Origin of the sequence: Herbaspirillum rubrisubalbicans (genome assembly GCF_003719195.1) — a bacterium.
GTDB classification, from domain to species: Bacteria; Pseudomonadota; Gammaproteobacteria; order Burkholderiales; family Burkholderiaceae_D; genus Herbaspirillum; species Herbaspirillum rubrisubalbicans.
This window is the reverse complement of the sequence record NZ_CP024996.1, coordinates 5,571,154-5,587,147: the sequence shown is the minus strand read 5'-3', so window position 1 is coordinate 5,587,147 and position 15,994 is coordinate 5,571,154. Positions and strand designations below refer to the sequence as shown.

Below are 15,994 nucleotides of genomic sequence, written 5' to 3'. Positions count from 1 at the left end.
TGTGGCTGAGAACGATGGATGAATGATGGATGTCTGGGGGCCGATTCAGGTTCATCGGCCATAGCGATGAATTACCCCGATTTATTCTTCTCGTGACGTTTCCCGGACCGCCGCTGACGCAGCCATGGCGCGTCAGCGGCAGCAATGGATGCGCGGCTTCTGAACGATTTCCTGGGCGAGTTGTGAGCGGCGATGCGCGCTGATCAAGGTTCACGCCGCCCGGCGCGCCATCTCCAGTGCCGGTGCCACCTGTGTCGGCACCTGCACCGTCTGCAGCACCGGGGCCGTGCTGGTCACCACGACTGCGCCTTCCTGCGGTGCCTCCAGCTGGAACACGCCCACCGCCTGGTTCAGGCTGACCGCTTGTTCCTGCAAGGTGGCCACGGCGGCACTGGCCTGCTCGACCAGGGCCGCATTGTGCTGGGTGACCTGGTCCATCAAGGCGATGGCCTTGTTGACTTCCTCGATGCCCAGGCTTTGCTCATGGCTGGCTGCCGAGATCTCGCCCATCACATCGGTGACCTGCTGCACGCTGGCCACGATCTGTTCCATGGTCTGGCCGGCCTGTTCCACCAGGCGCGTGCCACTGTCCACATTGCCCACCGAGGCATCGATCAATTGCTTGATCTCCTTGGCTGCGGCAGCACTGCGCTGGGCCAGGTTGCGCACTTCGGTAGCCACCACCGCAAAGCCGCGACCCTGCTCGCCGGCGCGGGCGGCTTCCACCGCCGCATTCAAGGCCAGGATATTGGTCTGGAAGGCGATGCCATCGATCACGCCGATGATGTCCACGATCTTGCGCGAAGAGGTGTTGATGGCGCTCATGGTATCGACCACCTGGTCCACGATGGCACCGCCCTGGCGCGCAATCTCGGAGGCATTGTGGGCCAGCTGGTTGGCTTGCCGGGCATGACCGTCGTTCTGCTTGACGGTGGCCGTCAACTGTTCCATGGCCGAGGCGGTTTCTTGCAGCGAGGAGGCCTGGTCTTCGGTGCGTGCCGACAGGTCGCTGTTGCCGGCGGCGATCTGGGCGCTGATGGTGGCCACACCCGCCGCCGCATCGCGCACGCGGGTGACGGTGCCGCGCAGGTTGCCGCTCATCTCGGAGAGCACGGCCATGATGCTCTGGCGCTGGCCCGCGCCACCTGCGGGCAGGGCTACGGCGTGATACAGCTCGCCGCGATCGACCGCCAGCGCCACCTCCTTGACCTCATCCGGTTCCGCTCCCAAGGCGCCTCGGATGGCGCGGGTAATCAGGGTGGCCAGCACCACCCCGGCCACCAGCGCCACGCCCAGCAGCACCAGCATGAAGGCCTGGAAACCGTGCGCGTTGCTGCGTGCCTTGGCCGACTCGGCCTGGCTCATGTGTTCTTCCAGGTCGATCAGGTGATTGATGGCCGCCAGCCACTCGACGAAGGCCGGCTTGACCTGGGTCAGCAACAGTTGCCGTGCACCGTCCAGGTCACCGGCCTGGCGTGCGGCGATGGTCTTGGCTGCCAGCGGCATGGTGCGGGCTTCGATGGCCTTGATGCGTTCCAGGCTGGCACGTTCCTCGGCATTGACCTGCATGGTCGCAAAGATGTGGTCCAGCGGCTTGGCCGATTGCTGATAGTCGGCATCGAGCTTGTCGATCAAGGCGACCACGTCCTTGACCTCGGGGTCGCCCACCAGGGTCAGGTCACGCAGGGCGATGGCCCGGTCATGGACGCTGCCGCGGAAGTTGATGGCATAGCGCTGCTTGACGCTATTGTCTTCGCTGACCCTTTTCAGGCTGCCCTCGATGGCGTTGACCTTGGAAATGCTGACCACGGTGAGCACCAGCAGCATCGCCAGTACCAGCGCGAAACTCAATGCCAGTCGGGCCGCGACGCTGAGCGAACGGCGCTTGGGGGTGAGGGGGTTCATGTCATGGCTCCAGAAGGGAAAGGGACCGGCATCAGCCGGTCGTTCGATACTTGGGCTTCGGGTGCGGCATCAGATCATATTGATGCCTGGCAATATTCCGAAAGCCGCAGTGTAGCGGGAATTGCCGGCTTGGGTTATTGATTGTTCCGATGCATTCAATAGCGGTGAATGGTCCGGCAATTTGCATTAACCTTCTCTTAATCTTCTTTTAATCTTTGCTTGATCTTCCCTTTAAGCCTGGTTTAAGTCTTTTGCGGCAAGCTGGGCAGCAAGTGACGACAACACCAGGACTTCGCCATGCCCGAACGCCAGCCCGATCCATCATCTCCTGCCACTCCTACGAACCCAACCCCAACGGGCGACCCCCATGGCCTCAATCGCGCCAGCCGCGCCGACATATGGCGCCTGGTCAAGCCGTTCTGGGTCTCGGAAGAGAAGTGGAAGGCCTGGGCGCTGCTGGTGTCCATCATTGCCTTGAACCTGGGCATGGTCTACATCAACGTGCGGCTCAATTCCTGGAACCGCGACATGTACAACGTGCTGCAGTCGCGCGACTATCCGCAGTTCAAGTCGCTGCTGTGGCAATTCTCGGGCCTGGCCTTCGTCTTCGTGGCCATTGCCATCTACAGCGTCTATCTCAAGCAGGCGCTGCAGATCCGCTGGCGCTACTGGATGAGCACGCGCTACCTCGACCGCTGGCTGGCCCATCGCGCCTACTACCGCATTGAACAGGGCCAGCAGGGCCGGCTCTCGGACAACCCCGACCAGCGCATTGCCGAAGACCTGCACGCGCTCACCTCCGATACGCTCGCGTTGGTGCTGGGTTTCATCTCCAGCAGCGTGACCCTGTTTTCCTTCATTCACATCCTGTGGTCGGTGAGCGGGCCGTTGACGTTTTCTGCACTAGGGCAATCCTGGGTCATCCCTGGCTACATGGTCTGGTTCGTGATCGCCTATGCCACCATCGGCTCCAGTGTGGTGTGGTGGATCGGTCGTCCGCTGGTGGGCCTGAGCTTCGACCAGGAGCGCTTCGAGGCCAACTTCCGTTTCGGCCTGATCCGCGTGCGCGAACATGCCGAGGCGGTGGCCCTGTATCGCGGCGAGCCGCAGGAGCGTGCGCAATTGACGGCGCGCCTGGATGACATCCGCGAGAACTGGTGGAACATCATGCGGCTGACCAAGAAGCTCAACGTGGCCGTCAATTTCTATGGCCAGTTTGCAGTGATCTTCCCCATGCTGGTCTCGGCCCCGCGCTATTTCTCGGGCGCCATTTCGCTGGGTGTGCTCATGCAGATCAGCGATGCCTTCGGCCAGGTGCAGGATGCCTTGTCCTGGTTCATCAATGCCTTCAGCACACTGGCTAGCTGGAAGGCCAGCATCAACCGCCTGGCCGGGTTTCATGCCGATGTCGAGCGCGCCTCCGGCATGACCCGCAGCATCGAAGTCGCTCCCTACAGCGGCAGCGCCGTGACGGTGGCGGGTCTGCAGTTGTCCTTCCCGGATGGCCGCCCGATGATGAGCCGCCTCGACGCCCGCGTGGAGTCGGGCGAGCATGTCTTGATCAGCGGTCCTTCCGGCTGCGGCAAGTCTACGTTGATCCGAGCCATGGCCGATATCTGGCCCTATGGCGAGGGCCGCATTGCCTTGCCGCAGGATGCCCCGGCCATGTTCCTGCCCCAGCGCAGCTACCTGCCCATCGGCACGCTGCGGGCGGCGCTCTCGTATCCGGCCGCCGAAGGCAGTTTCGACGATGCCCTGATCACACGCTACCTCGGCCTGTGTCGCCTGTCGCACCTGGCCGCACAGCTCGATGTGGCCGCCAACTGGAGCCAGGCACTGTCGCCGGGCGAGCAGCAGCGACTGGCCTTTGTGCGGGTGTTCCTCAATCGTCCGCGCATCGTCTTTCTCGATGAAGCCAGCAGCGCCATGGATGGCGAGACCGAAGAAACACTCTACGCCGCCTTGCCGCGCGAATTGCCGGGCCTGACCGTGATCAGCATCGCGCACCGCGAAACGCTGGCGCGCTTCCATGACGTGCGCTGGAAATTCGTTCCCAGCGCCACAGAAGAAGGGGCTGGGCACCGGGTGGACATGCTGCCCATTGCCGCTTGAGTCGGGAGGATGGGGCAGCCGCGGGTGATGCTGGCCTATACCGTTTTTGCATAAGTGGGTTGGAGGCCGCGTGACAGAATGGATTCATCGCGGCGCCTCTGTTGCACCGACACTCATCAACGATTACCGGAAAGCCCATCATGAATGATCCCATCGTCTACCTCAACGGCGAATTCACGCCCCTCTCCGAAGCCCGTGTACCGGTGCTGGATCGCGGCTTCATCTTTGGCGATGGCATCTACGAAGTGATCCCCATGTACCGCCGTAAGGCCTTCCGTGGCCAGCAGCACCTGGCGCGCCTGTTCCGCAGCCTGGCCAGCATCGGTATTCCGAATCCGCATGACCAGGCCGGCTGGAACGCCTTGATCGACCAGGTGGTCCAGGCCAATGGCCTGGAGGACCAGATGATCTACCTGCAGGTCACCCGTGGCGTGGCCAAGCGCGCCCATGCCTTCCCCAAGGAAGTGGTGCCGACCGTGCTCATCATGACCAACCCCATGGCACTGCCCCCGGCCTCGGCCATCGAACAGGGCGTGGCCTGCGTGACCATGGAAGACCGCCGCTGGCTGAACTGCCAGATCAAGTCCACCTCGCTGCTGGGCAATGTGCTGGCGGCCCAGTTCGCCGCAGAAAACCAGGTGACCGAGGCGATCCAGTTCCGCGATGGTTTCCTGTCGGAGGCATCCTCCTCCAACGTGTGGGTGGTCAAGGATGGCAAGATCTCGGCGCCGCCCAAGGACAACCTGATTTTGGAAGGCATCCGCTATGGCCTGATGGAAGAACTGTGCGCCGAGCAAGGCATCGTGCTCGAATCCCGCCGCATCCCGCGTGAAGAGGTGCTGGCCGCCGATGAGCTCATCATTTCCTCGGCCAGCAAGGAAGTGCTGCCGGTGGTCAAGCTCGACGGCCAACCGGTCGGCAGCGGTCAGCCGGGGCCGGTGTTTGGGAAGTTGTATGCGGCTTATCAGGCGGCCAAGGCGCGGCTGTAAATGATTTGCCGGTGCCGCCTAGTGGGCGGCGAGAGTGTCATGGGGCAGTAGCGCCATCTGCTGCTCCCCCGCACGTAGTGCCGTGAGCTTTTCGGTCAACCCGATTTTCTCATCGGCTTGCAAGCGTGCCGGTGCTGCCATGTAGGCAAGCAAGCTCTCCAGCGAATCAACGCTCTTGATGGCGTGGAAAGTCTTGAGCTTGTCGAGGAAAGCCCAGCAATATTTCTTGCGCTTGAGAAGTTCGATGACATTGCTCAGTGTGCCGGTACTTTTTGCATCCCAGATCATCAGGCCGGAATCCGCGAGCTTTGCCATGGCCAGGTCCTTGGCCGTAAAGTAAGCGCGCGAGCCAGGCCGATGAGCGGTCTTGACGTGCTGTACGGACCACTGCCCGAGGTTGTTGCGGGGCGTCTTACCGGTGCAGAAGACGGTCACATGCGGGTACTTCAAATGCAGCAAGAATTGCTGGATGGACGTGTCGGCGCCGTCGGCATCGCCGACCACGACATCGAAATTCTGATGCACGATATTCATGATCCGTTCTTGCACCTTCGCATCAAGCTGCTTGATGGTGATGGAGCCAGCAATGAAAACGGTGGTCATGGGCTTACCTCCACGTCAGCGTCGCCACAAAGATTTCTCCGATTTTCTCATAACTGCGCAGCACGTCGCACGCGGCGTCCAGCGAGGCGCCGGTGTCGTAGAGGTCATCGAGCAGCAGTGCGTTCCAGCGTCCTTTGTTGATGATGAGCCGATGCAAGGTAATCGAGCCTGCCAGTGCATCCTCCTTTTCTGATCGCAATGACAGGTCTTTCAAGGTGGGACGGCCTGCAATCTTGCTCAGTAACTCAAATACCGGTTTGCCGCTCAGCCGCCCGAGCGCCCGGGCGACTTCCATCACCGGCTGCTCCTTGCGCGGGTTGGAGGCGGCCATCGGGATGATCAATCCAAAGTTGGGCAACAAAGGGAGGATATGCGTTTGCACGGCCAGTGCGAGCGGCAAGACATGCTTGCGCTGCTGCCTGTACTTCAGCTGGTAAAGCGCCTCACCAGCCTGAGTACGCAGGGTGTTCCACTGCATGTGACCGGATTCGTTATAGCCACAAGGCGTGCTGGAGATCGAATGTTTGTCGAGGGCATAGCCTCGGTTGAATCGGCCGTGAAGCGCCTTGATGTTGACTTGCATAAGACCACCGCTGGTTGTTGGGATGCAAAAGTCTTATGCGGTGGCGTATCGTCATCAATCGCGGAAGTTGGATTTATTGCCTAGAATTTGCTCGTGGTCGGCCCGCCGATTCCTTTCAAGCTTGTTCGATCTGGCGGGAATGATGCAGCACTGCTGTGGCTTTTCTGCACGCCAGGCCGCCCGCATGGCGTAGAATGCACCCATTCCCCACCCGTACCCTCCGCTTGAAGCCTGCCGGTTCATCCCCATCTGGGAGCATTGAAACCAGGAGCGCCACGGCGGACAACGCCAAGGCGGTTTGCCATGACTATGCCCACTATCTCCCCTGAAGAATCCCTGATCGAGTATCCCAGCGACTTCCCCATCAAGGTGGTCGGGATCACCCACGACGCCTTCGCCGAGACCATCGTCGCCATGGTCATCGAGCATGACCCCGAGTTTCATGCCGGCAAGGTCGAGATGCGTCCCTCCACCCAGGGCAAATACCTGTCGCTGACCCTGACCGTGCGCGCCACCAGCCGCACCCAGCTCGACAATATCTATCGCGCCTTGTCCACCCACGAGATGGTCAAGTTCGTGCTCTGAGAGGCGCTCTGCGCTCTCGATGAAACCGGCGCGGCCTGCATGGCGCGCCGGTTTTTCATTGGCGCGTCACTTCTTGCGGGCTGGGCGTTTCTGCACCATGCCCGGCCAGTCAGAATCGGTGTGGAATTGCTGCATCTCTTGCGTGATCCACGCCTTGAAGGCCGCCACGCCCGGCTTTTCCAGTCCCTCCGGCAGGTGCACCAGATAGTGCGCTTCCTCGCATAGCTGGGCGACGTCGAACAGCCGTACCAGCGTGCCGCTGGCGATTTCCTGCCAGGCGATGGTATGCCGCGACAGGGCCACGCCCTTGCCTTCCACCGCATGACGCAGCGTCACTGACGAATCCTCCACCACCAGCGTGCCGCGTGGCTCGGGCAGGTCCAGCCCGGCCAACTGCAGCCAGGGGCGCCAGGATTCGCGCGTATCCATGCGCAGTAGGGTGCAGTGGGCCAGATCGGCGGGGCGCGTGAGCTTTCTGCTGCGGCTGCCGCGATAGCCGGGCGCGGCCACCGGATAGTAGTAGTCCTCGCTCAGCTTTTCGGTAACCACCCCACTGTACTGGCCGCGACCGAAGCGGATGCCTATATCCACCCCGTCCAACCGCAGATCGACCAGGTGGCTACCGGATTGCAGCACCACTTCGATCTCGGGATGGGCATCGATGAACTTCCACAGGCGCGGCGCCAGCCAGCGCGAGGCAAAGGAGGGCGTGGCCGAGATCACCAGGCGCTGCTGGCGGTTCAGGCTGCGCAGGTGGTCGGCGGCCTGGGCGATCTCGCCCAGCGCCTTGCGGATGGTGGTGGCAAAGCGTTCGCCGGTCTCGGTGATGGTGATGCGCTTGCCATGGCGCTTGAACAACTGCAGACCCAGATCTTCTTCCAGTGCGCGCACCTGGTGGCTGATGGCACCGGGGGTGACGTGCACTTCTTCGGCGGCGCGCGAGAAACAACCGTGGCGGGCCGCCGCGTCGAAGGCACGCAGGCTCGCCAGATTGGGCAGTTTTCGGAGGTCGGCCATGGGACTTCCCTTGTGAATTTCATTAGCAAGAAGAAGCAATATATATCGTTTTGTTGCGCCTGCGGGCTTTCCTACAATGGTGACACATTCAACACCATTCCAGGCATCTTCCCTTTGAACACCGCGTCCCACCGGGACCAGCGGCAGGGACCCGGCTTGCCTGGAGCTACGCAAAGGAGAGCGGGCCATGGCAATTTCATTCACAGATCAGACGACTCCCTGCCAGTTGCAGGAAGGACAGGTGCAGGCGCGCCAACTGCGCGGCGGCGTGCGCATTCGTGTCACCCGCGGACTGGTGTGGTTGACCATCAGCGGTTGCCGCGATGACATCTGGATCACGCCTGCACGCAGCTTCGAGTATCACGGACAGGGATTGGCTACGTTCGAGGCGGTGTACGGTGCGGCCGAGTTCTGCGTGTCGCCGCTGGTGCAGCGTGGCTGCCATGCCAAGGCTGGCGAGACGATGCGTATCAGCAAGCTCCTGCCGCATGGCCTGATCCGCTGGTTCTGAGACGGGAGCGCCTGAATTTCGTTACACTGGCGGCCATGCAAACCGCACTACCACCCGCCAGCGCCGCGCCGGCTGGCGCCGCCCGGCCGCAGATCGTCCGGCGCGGCGTCGAGCCCTACGAGGCCAGCTTCGCCGCCATGCGCGCCTACACCGATGCGCGCTCCGCCGACACCCCCGACCAGCTCTGGATCGTCGAGCATCCCCCGGTCTATACGCTGGGCCTGGGTGCGGATCGCGCCCATGTGTTGAATCCGCACGACATTCCCATCGTCCAGACCGACCGTGGCGGCGAAGTCACCTACCACGGCCCCGGCCAGGTGGTGATCTACCTGTTGATGGACCTGCGCCGCAATCGCAGTGGAGCCCGCCTGTTCGCCCGTGAATTCGTGCACAACATCGAAGAGGCGGTCATCGCCACGCTGGCGGCGTATAATCTGGCCGGTGTACGCAAGGAGGGCGCGCCCGGCATCTACGCTGCCGACGGCCCCTGGCAGGGCGCCAAGGTGGCTGCGCTGGGCTTGAAGATCCGCGGCAACGGCTGCACCTACCACGGCGTATCGCTCAATGTGGCGATGGACCTGGCACCGTTTTCCTGGATCAACCCCTGCGGCTACGAAGGCCTGGCCACCGTGGACATGCAGACCCTAGGGGCTACCAACGCCCGCCTGGCCGATGTCCAGGACTTGCTTGCCGACCAACTGATCGCCCGCTTCGCGGGCATGGCTTGAGCCTCAGGCGCCTTGTGCGCCGGGGCCGGAACGACCGACATGACGACCGAACTCACTCCCGCAGCAGATTCTTCCTCCAACGCCACCGGCTCGGCGCGCGCCAACCCGCTGGACAAGCAGAAGGGCGCCGGCAAGACCGCCTGGATCCCGATCAAGGTGGTGGCCGCCGAAAAGCTGAAGAAGCCGGACTGGATTCGCGTCAAGGCCGGTTCGCCCACCACCCGTTTCTACGAGATCAAGGACATCCTGCGCTCCAACAACCTGGTGACGGTCTGTGAGGAAGCCTCCTGCCCCAACATCGGCGAATGCTTCGGCAAGGGCACCGCGACTTTCATGATCATGGGCGACAAGTGCACCCGCCGTTGCCCCTTCTGCGACGTCGGCCACGGCCGCCCCGATCCGCTGGACCCCAACGAGCCGGAAAACCTGGCCAAGACCATCGCCCAACTGCGTCTGTCCTACGTGGTCATCACCAGCGTGGACCGTGATGACCTGCGCGACGGCGGCGCCGCCCACTTCGCCGCCTGCATCCAGCGCGTGCGCGAACTGTCGCCCGAGACCCGCATCGAGATCCTGACCCCGGACTTCCGCGGCCGCATGGACCGCGCCCTGGAAATCCTCAAGATGGCCCCGCCGGACGTGATGAACCACAACCTGGAAACCGCACCGCGCCTGTACAAGGAAGCCCGTCCGGGTTCGGATTACGAATACTCGCTGAGCCTGTTGAAGCGCTTCAAGGACCTGCACCCGGAAGTGCCCACCAAGTCCGGCATCATGGTGGGGCTGGGCGAGACCGATGAAGAAGTGCTGCAGGTCATGCGCGACATGCGCGCCCACAACGTCGATATGCTGACCATCGGCCAATACCTCATGCCCAGCGGCGACCACCTGCCGGTGCGTCGCTACGTGCACCCGGACACCTTCAAGATGTACGAGGAAGAAGCCTACAAGATGGGCTTCGTGCACGCTGCTGTGGGTGCCATGGTGCGTTCCAGCTACCATGCGGACCAGCAGGCGCACGGGCTGGTCTGACGCCTGACCCGCAGCGGGCCATGCCACCCGACACCAGGCTCGCCGCCGTCGATGCCGAGAAGGCCCGGCTTGACGCTGCCCGCCCGCTGTCGCCGCACACGGTCGCCTCCCTGCGCGAGAAGCTGATGCTGGAATGGACCTACCATTCCAACGCCATCGAGGGCAATACGCTGACCCTGCGCCCCTTCGTTGACGGCAATGGCCGCACCGGCCGCCTGCTGCTGAACCTGGAACTGATGAAGTCTGGTTACCCGCCGGCGGTGATCCGCAAGGAAGATCGGCTGGCGTATTACGATGCGCTCGATGAGGCTTGCCTGAACGCAAACCATGACGCCATCACCGCCTTGGTCGCCGACAGCGTGCTGCGCTCGCTGCGCTTGTATCTGGATCTGCTGCCGGCGTCAGGATGACGCGCATCAGCTCAACCGCCTGATCAGCCCCAACACCCACTCAAACGTCTTTCCATAAGGCGGATGCAACAGCGTCCCGCCATTCCAGCGCGCCTGCCGGAACACCGGCTTGCGCTTGCTGAAGGTATCGAATCCCCAGCGGCCATGATAGGCCCCCATCCCGCTTTCCCCGACGCCGCCGAAGGGCTGCTCTTCCTGCACCAGGTGCCACAGGCAATCATTGATGGTGACCCCGCCCGCATGGGTTTGCCTTAGCACCCGATCGCGTCGCGCCGCATCCTGGCCGAACCAGTACAGCGCCAGCGGGCGCGGTCCCTGGCGCACATGGGCGATGGCGTCCTCCAGTGCATCGTATTCGAGGATGGGCAGCAGCGGACCGAAGATTTCTTCCTGCATCACCTGCATCGCCGTGGTCGCGCCCAGGATCAGCATCGGCGCCAGCTTGCGGCTGTGGCCCAGGTCTTCCTGCGCCGGGTTGACCTCGATCACCTGCGCGCCCGCCGCGCGCGCTTGCTGCACCAAGGCCAGCAGGCGCTCACGATGGCGCGCACTGATGATGGCGGTGTAGTCGGGGTTGTCGTGCAGGCGCGGATAGAGCGCGCTCATGGCCTGCGCCAGTCGTTGCGCCACCACCGGCGCCTGGCCGCGCGGCACCAGCAGGTAATCCGGGGCCACGCAGGTCTGGCCGGCATTGAGCAATTTGCCGAAGGCGATGCGCCGGATGCTGCTTTCCAGGTGGCAGGAGGCATCCAGGATGGCCGGCGATTTGCCGCCCAGTTCCAGCGTCACCGGCGTGAGATTGGCGGCGGCCAGTTGCGCCACCTGCCGACCGACCTGGGTGGAACCGGTGAAGAACAGGTGATCCAGAGGCAGGGCGGCAAAGGCCTGGCCGATACGGGCGTCACCGGTGACCACGGCCATTTCTTCGGGAGCGTAATAGCGCGCCACCAGTTCGGCCAGCAGGGCAGAGAGCTGCGGCGTCAGTTCCGAGGGTTTGAGCAATACCCGGTTGCCCGCCGCCAGTGCCGCCAGCGCCGGCCCCAGCGCCAGTTGCAGCGGGTAGTTCCAGGGCGAGATGATGCCTACCACCCCCAGCGGCTGCGCCAGCAGGCGGTTGCTGCCGGGCAGGAAGTGCAGGGCGGTAGGCACGCGCCGGGCTCGCATCCAGCGTGCCAGGTGCGACTGGGCATGAGCGATGCCGGCACGCACCACGAACAGTTCGGCCATGCGCGTTTCATGCGGCGAGCGTCCGCCGAAGTCGCCATCGATGGCGCTGATGATGGCTTGCTCATGGCCATCCACCAGGGCCAGCAGGCGCGCCAGCCGGTCCATGCGCAGCGCGTGCGAGGGATCGCTGTCGGCGGCGAAGGACTGGCGTTGCCGGTTCAGGAGCTGCTGCAGTTGTGCAACGGTAGTGTCAGTCATTGATGCATCCTTGCATTGTGGTCCAAGCGTATCCGGGGCCGCGTGTCAGGCCGCCTGTGAGGCCGCCTGTGCCTGCTGCTGGCTGGCGCGGATCATCTCGGCGGCCTTCTCGGCGATCATGATGGTGGGGGCATTGGTGTTGCCGCTGACCAGCGTGGGCATGACCGAGGCATCCACCACCCGCAAGCCGTGCAGCCCATGCACCCGCAGTTGCGCATCGACCACCGCCATCTGATCCTCGCCCATGCGGCAGGTACCGACCGGATGATAGATGGTATCGGCGCGGCGGCGGATCATGGCTTCCCATTGTGCATCGTCCATATCGTCGTGGCCGCCGAAGAGTTCGCGCCGGCAGTAGCGGCGCAGTGGTTCGGTCATCACGATCTGGCGCGCGATACGGGCGCCGGCGATCATGGTGGGCAGGTCGCGCGGGTCCGAGAGATAACCCGCGTCGATCAACGGATCGGCCAGGGGATCGGCTGATTGCAGCCCGACTCGGCCGCGTGAATGCGGCCGCAGCATACACATGTGCAGGGAGAAACCATAACCGGCGTGCAGCTTTCTTGCATGGTCATCGACGATGGCGATGCAGAAATGCAGCTGGATATCGGGCCGCTCCAGTTCCGCGCGGGTCTTCAGGAAGCCGGCGCCCTCGGCAAAGGGTGTGGCGATCAAGCCCTCGCCATGGCGCTTCCAGGGCAGCAACTGGCCCAACAGGCGCAAGCCACCGACCATGCCCAGACCGAAATTGTCGGTGTCGCGGGTGGTCCAGCCCTGGGTGAAATCGAGGTGATCCTGCAGGTTCTGGCCCACGCCGGGCAGCGCGTGTTGCAGGGCGATGCCGTGCGGCAGGATGTCTTCTGGCCGACCGATGCCCGAGAGTTGCAGCAATTGCGGCGAGCCGAAGGCGCCTGCGGCAAGGATGACTTCACGCGCTGCCCGCACCTGGGCATCTTGCTGCTGCTGGCGATAGGCCACGCCCACGGCGCGCTTGCCCTCGAACAACAGCCGTTGCGCCCGCACCTGGCGCAGCACCGTCAAGTTGGGGCGCTGGCCCAGCATCGGATGCAGGTAGGCGGCCGCCGCCGAGCAGCGCTCGCCGCGATGGGCCGGCGTGTGGAATTGCGTGACCTGATACAGGCCCACGCCTTCGTTGTCGCCCCGGTTGAAGTCCGTGCACAGCGGATAGCCGCGCGCCTGGGCGGCTTCGATGAAGGCACGGGTGATCGGGCGCGGGCGGTTTTGTTCGGACACATGCAACGGGCCGCTGGCGCCATGCCAGGCATCGGCGCCGCGCACGTTGTTTTCGGCGCGCTTGAAGTAGGGCAACACCGAGTCCCAGTCCCAGCCGGGGCAGCCGGCCGCGGCCCAGCCGTCGTAGTCCTGGCGCTGGCCGCGGATGTAGAGCATGGCATTGATGGCCGAGGAGCCGCCCAGGGCGCGCCCGCGCGGCTGGTAGCCACGGCGCCCGTGTAGTCCCGGCTGGGGCGTGGTCTGCAAGGCCCAATTATTGAGCTTGCCATAACCGGGCAGCATGGCCACCACCGCAGCCGGCGTGCGCACCAGCAGGCTGTCGCCCTGGCCGCCCGCTTCCAGCAGGCAGACCGAGATATGCGGATCTTCCGACAGGCGCGATGCCAGCGTGGCGCCTGCCGAGCCGCCACCGACGATGACGTAATCGAACAGCACGGTTGTCTCCTTGTTATGGTTGACCGGCCTGGGCGCCGCACTGACGTCGCCTTTCGAGGCGCGTTGCCGGTGTGTCCCGATCTGGCTGGCATTATGAACCGCTGGGCCGGAGCTGTTCAATTTCCCTGCACGAATTGGACAATTGCCTTCACCGGCCAGCCCGCTGCGCTGAAATAAACCCGTGCCCAAGGTAAGATACGCGGTTCTGAGCATTCGATTCGAAAGCAGGTTGTCATGTCCTCACCGATCGCACCGGACGCTGCCGCGCCGGAAGAAAAACTGGTCTTCGTCAGTTCTTGCAAGTTGCCCATGCCCTGGGCCACCTTCGAGCTGCACGCCTTCTATGATGAAGTTTCCGGCAAGGAACACCTGGCCCTGACCCTGGGCGAGGTCGGCAACGGCGAGCCGGTGCTGGGCCGCGTGCATTCCGAATGCCTGACCGGCGATGCGCTGTTTTCCCAGCGCTGCGATTGCGGCGCCCAACTGGAAGCGGCCTTGAAGAAGATCGCCAAGGAAGGCCGCGGCGTGCTGTTCTACCTGCGCCAGGAAGGCCGTGGCATCGGCCTGTTGAACAAGATCCGCGCCTATCACCTGCAAGACCAGGGCGCCGATACGGTGGAAGCCAACGAACGCCTGGGTTTCCCGGCCGACATGCGACGCTACACCATCGTGTTGCCCATGCTGGCGCACCTGAAGATCACCAGCCTGCGCCTGATGACCAACAACCCGCGCAAGGTCAAGGCGCTGGAAGACAGCGGCATCACGGTGGCCGAGCGCATCGCCCTGATTGCCAACCACAATCCCTTCAACATCGGCTACCTGGGCACCAAGGCCCGCAAGCTGGGCCACCTCTTGCCCGGCCTGGCCAAGACCGATGACTTGCCCGAGAAGGTGTCGCTGGACGCGCATGACAATGAGTGAGCCCACCGCGAGCCCCCAGTGCGCGACAGCGGAAATGCGATAAATGATTTCCGGCCAGTTGGCCGGCACAGCAGACGGGCCCGCGCGGTCCGTCTTTTTTTGGCTACCTGGGCGCAGCCCGCTTGACGCATCGGGTAGCATGGCAACTGCACTCCTTCATTCTCACCCCGTCCTGATACCATGAACCCATCCGTCCCCGCCGGCGCTGCGCCGATTCCCGTTTCGCTGTTGACCGGTTTTCTCGGCAGTGGCAAGACCACGCTGTTGAACCACCTGATCACCCAGCCGGAAATGAAGAACACGCTGGTCATCATCAACGAGTTCGGCGAGATCGGCCTGGACCATCTGCTGGTGGCGCACCGCCAGGAAGACACCGTGGTCGAGATGAGCAGCGGCTGCCTGTGCTGCACCATCCGCGGCGACCTCAAGAAGACCTTGAAGGACATCACCTGGCGCTTTGCCGAAGGCGGCCAGCGCAAGTTCGACCGCGTGGTCATCGAGACCACCGGCCTGGCTTCGCCCACGCCCATCCTGCATACCCTGATGACCGACCCCTTCATCGCGGCCCGTTATCGCCTTGATGGCGTGATCGTCACCGTCGATGCGGTCAATGGCATGTCCACCCTGGACCATCATCCCGAAGCGATCCAGCAGGCCGCCGTGGCCGACCGCCTGCTGCTGACCAAGACTGACCTGGCCGACGCCGCCACCCTGGCCGCCTTGCAGGCGCGTCTGCGCACCCTCAACCCGGGCGCGCGCCAATTGCAGCCGCAACTGGGCCAGATCGCCGCGGCAGAGCTGCTCGATGCCGGCCTCTTCAAGCCGGGCGAAAAGATGCCGGACGTGGCGCGCTGGCTCAACGAGGAAGCCTTTGCCGAGCAGCAGGCCCATGCCCATGAGCATCATCATGGCCACGATCATCATGATCATCATGAGCATCACGATCACCATGATCACCATGATCACCATGATCACCATGACCACGCCCATGACGTCAACCGCCACGACGACCACATCCGCGCCTTCTGCTTTACCTTCGACGAACCCATCGACCCGGTGCTCTTCGATGAATGGCTGAGCCTGCTGGTGGGCTTCAAGGGCCCCAACATCCTGCGCATCAAGGGCATTCTCAACCTCAAGGGAGACGACAAGCCCACCGTCATCCACGGCGTGCAGCACATCTTCCACCCCACCGCCACCCTGCCTGAGTGGCCCTCGGAAGACCGTCGCAGTCGCATCGTCTTCATCACCCGCGACATCGAGCGTGCCACCATCGAGCGCTCCTTCGATGCCTTCATGCAGGCTCAGGCCATCGAACGCGAGGCGCGTGAGCGCCAGCAGGCGGCATATTGAGTCGTACCGGCCTGAGTACAGGCCGGGTATTCCCTCTGGGCAATACGCGCGAGCCGGTTGGCAGGGCCTTGGCGCCGATGGATTAAAAATAAATCCATCCAGGCCGATAACAAGGCTTAGTCCAGATTATG

15 protein-coding genes are annotated in these 15,994 nt (G+C 63.5%); 9 read left to right on the top strand and 6 right to left on the bottom strand.

Annotated elements, in window-relative coordinates:
* Positions 1-210: 210 nt before the first annotated feature.
* Complete coding sequence (locus RC54_RS24825; RefSeq protein WP_061790016.1) at positions 211-1,905, bottom strand: methyl-accepting chemotaxis protein; 1,695 nt, start codon at positions 1,903-1,905, stop codon at positions 211-213.
* Between the two features lie 297 nt (positions 1,906-2,202).
* Here RC54_RS24825 and RC54_RS24820 point away from each other — a divergent pair, with 297 nt between their 5' ends.
* Both RC54_RS24820 and RC54_RS24815 read left to right on the top strand, forming a co-directional pair.
* Positions 2,203-4,017, top strand: a complete 1,815-nt coding sequence (locus RC54_RS24820; protein WP_058897420.1) for an ABC transporter ATP-binding protein/permease — start codon at positions 2,203-2,205, stop codon at positions 4,015-4,017.
* A gap of 140 nt (positions 4,018-4,157) precedes the next feature.
* Positions 4,158-5,006 carry a D-amino acid aminotransferase gene (locus RC54_RS24815; RefSeq protein ID WP_061790017.1) on the top strand — a complete coding sequence of 283 codons (849 nt, stop codon included), beginning with the start codon at positions 4,158-4,160 and terminating at the stop codon, positions 5,004-5,006.
* Positions 5,007-5,024: 18 nt separating this feature from the next.
* On the opposite strand, the gene RC54_RS24810 is transcribed toward RC54_RS24815, so the two are convergent.
* Positions 5,025-5,609, bottom strand: coding sequence for a hypothetical protein (locus RC54_RS24810; protein WP_061790018.1), 585 nt, complete (start codon positions 5,607-5,609; stop codon positions 5,025-5,027).
* Positions 5,610-5,613: 4 nt separating this feature from the next.
* Positions 5,614-6,192 (bottom strand): ComF family protein, encoded by a 579-nt coding sequence (locus RC54_RS24805; protein ID WP_061790019.1) that lies wholly within the window; start codon positions 6,190-6,192, stop codon positions 5,614-5,616.
* 303 nt (positions 6,193-6,495) lie between these two features.
* Between RC54_RS24805 and RC54_RS24800 the strand changes: the two genes are divergently transcribed.
* On the top strand, positions 6,496-6,777 hold the full coding sequence (locus RC54_RS24800; protein WP_017452757.1) for an HP0495 family protein: 282 nt from the start codon (positions 6,496-6,498) through the stop codon (positions 6,775-6,777).
* A 66-nt stretch (positions 6,778-6,843) separates the two neighbouring features.
* Here RC54_RS24800 and gcvA read toward each other — a convergent pair whose 3' ends face one another.
* Entirely contained in the window at positions 6,844-7,794 is a 951-nt protein-coding gene (gene gcvA, locus RC54_RS24795) for a transcriptional regulator GcvA (protein WP_058897418.1), read from the bottom strand.
* A 187-nt stretch (positions 7,795-7,981) separates the two neighbouring features.
* Here gcvA and RC54_RS24790 point away from each other — a divergent pair, with 187 nt between their 5' ends.
* Genes RC54_RS24790 through RC54_RS24775 form a run of 4 tightly spaced genes read left to right on the top strand, consistent with a single transcriptional unit; the run spans position 7,982 to position 10,475 of the window.
* Entirely contained in the window at positions 7,982-8,305 is a 324-nt protein-coding gene (locus RC54_RS24790; RefSeq protein WP_244216418.1) for a DUF2917 domain-containing protein, read from the top strand.
* A gap of 35 nt (positions 8,306-8,340) precedes the next feature.
* Positions 8,341-9,033: a lipoyl(octanoyl) transferase LipB gene (lipB, locus tag RC54_RS24785; protein WP_058897417.1), complete on the top strand. Its 693-nt coding sequence runs from the start codon at positions 8,341-8,343 to the stop codon at positions 9,031-9,033.
* A 39-nt stretch (positions 9,034-9,072) separates the two neighbouring features.
* Entirely contained in the window at positions 9,073-10,065 is a 993-nt protein-coding gene (gene lipA, locus RC54_RS24780) for a lipoyl synthase (RefSeq protein ID WP_058897416.1), read from the top strand.
* Between the two features lie 20 nt (positions 10,066-10,085).
* The gene (locus tag RC54_RS24775; RefSeq protein WP_061790021.1) at positions 10,086-10,475 is read left to right on the top strand and encodes a Fic family protein; all 390 of its coding nucleotides are present in this window, start codon (positions 10,086-10,088) and stop codon (positions 10,473-10,475) included.
* Positions 10,476-10,481: 6 nt separating this feature from the next.
* On the opposite strand, the gene RC54_RS24770 is transcribed toward RC54_RS24775, so the two are convergent.
* Both RC54_RS24770 and RC54_RS24765 read right to left on the bottom strand, forming a co-directional pair.
* A complete protein-coding gene (locus RC54_RS24770; RefSeq protein WP_061790022.1) occupies positions 10,482-11,900 on the bottom strand; it encodes a coniferyl aldehyde dehydrogenase in 1,419 nt (472 codons plus the stop codon).
* A 45-nt stretch (positions 11,901-11,945) separates the two neighbouring features.
* Entirely contained in the window at positions 11,946-13,589 is a 1,644-nt protein-coding gene (locus RC54_RS24765) for a GMC family oxidoreductase (protein WP_061790023.1), read from the bottom strand.
* Between the two features lie 234 nt (positions 13,590-13,823).
* Between RC54_RS24765 and ribA the strand changes: the two genes are divergently transcribed.
* Together ribA and RC54_RS24755 are read left to right on the top strand one after the other, a co-directional pair.
* Positions 13,824-14,510 carry a GTP cyclohydrolase II gene (gene ribA, locus RC54_RS24760; RefSeq protein ID WP_058897411.1) on the top strand — a complete coding sequence of 229 codons (687 nt, stop codon included), beginning with the start codon at positions 13,824-13,826 and terminating at the stop codon, positions 14,508-14,510.
* A gap of 180 nt (positions 14,511-14,690) precedes the next feature.
* Positions 14,691-15,863 carry a CobW family GTP-binding protein gene (locus RC54_RS24755; protein WP_061790024.1) on the top strand — a complete coding sequence of 391 codons (1,173 nt, stop codon included), beginning with the start codon at positions 14,691-14,693 and terminating at the stop codon, positions 15,861-15,863.
* Positions 15,864-15,994 lie beyond the last annotated feature (131 nt).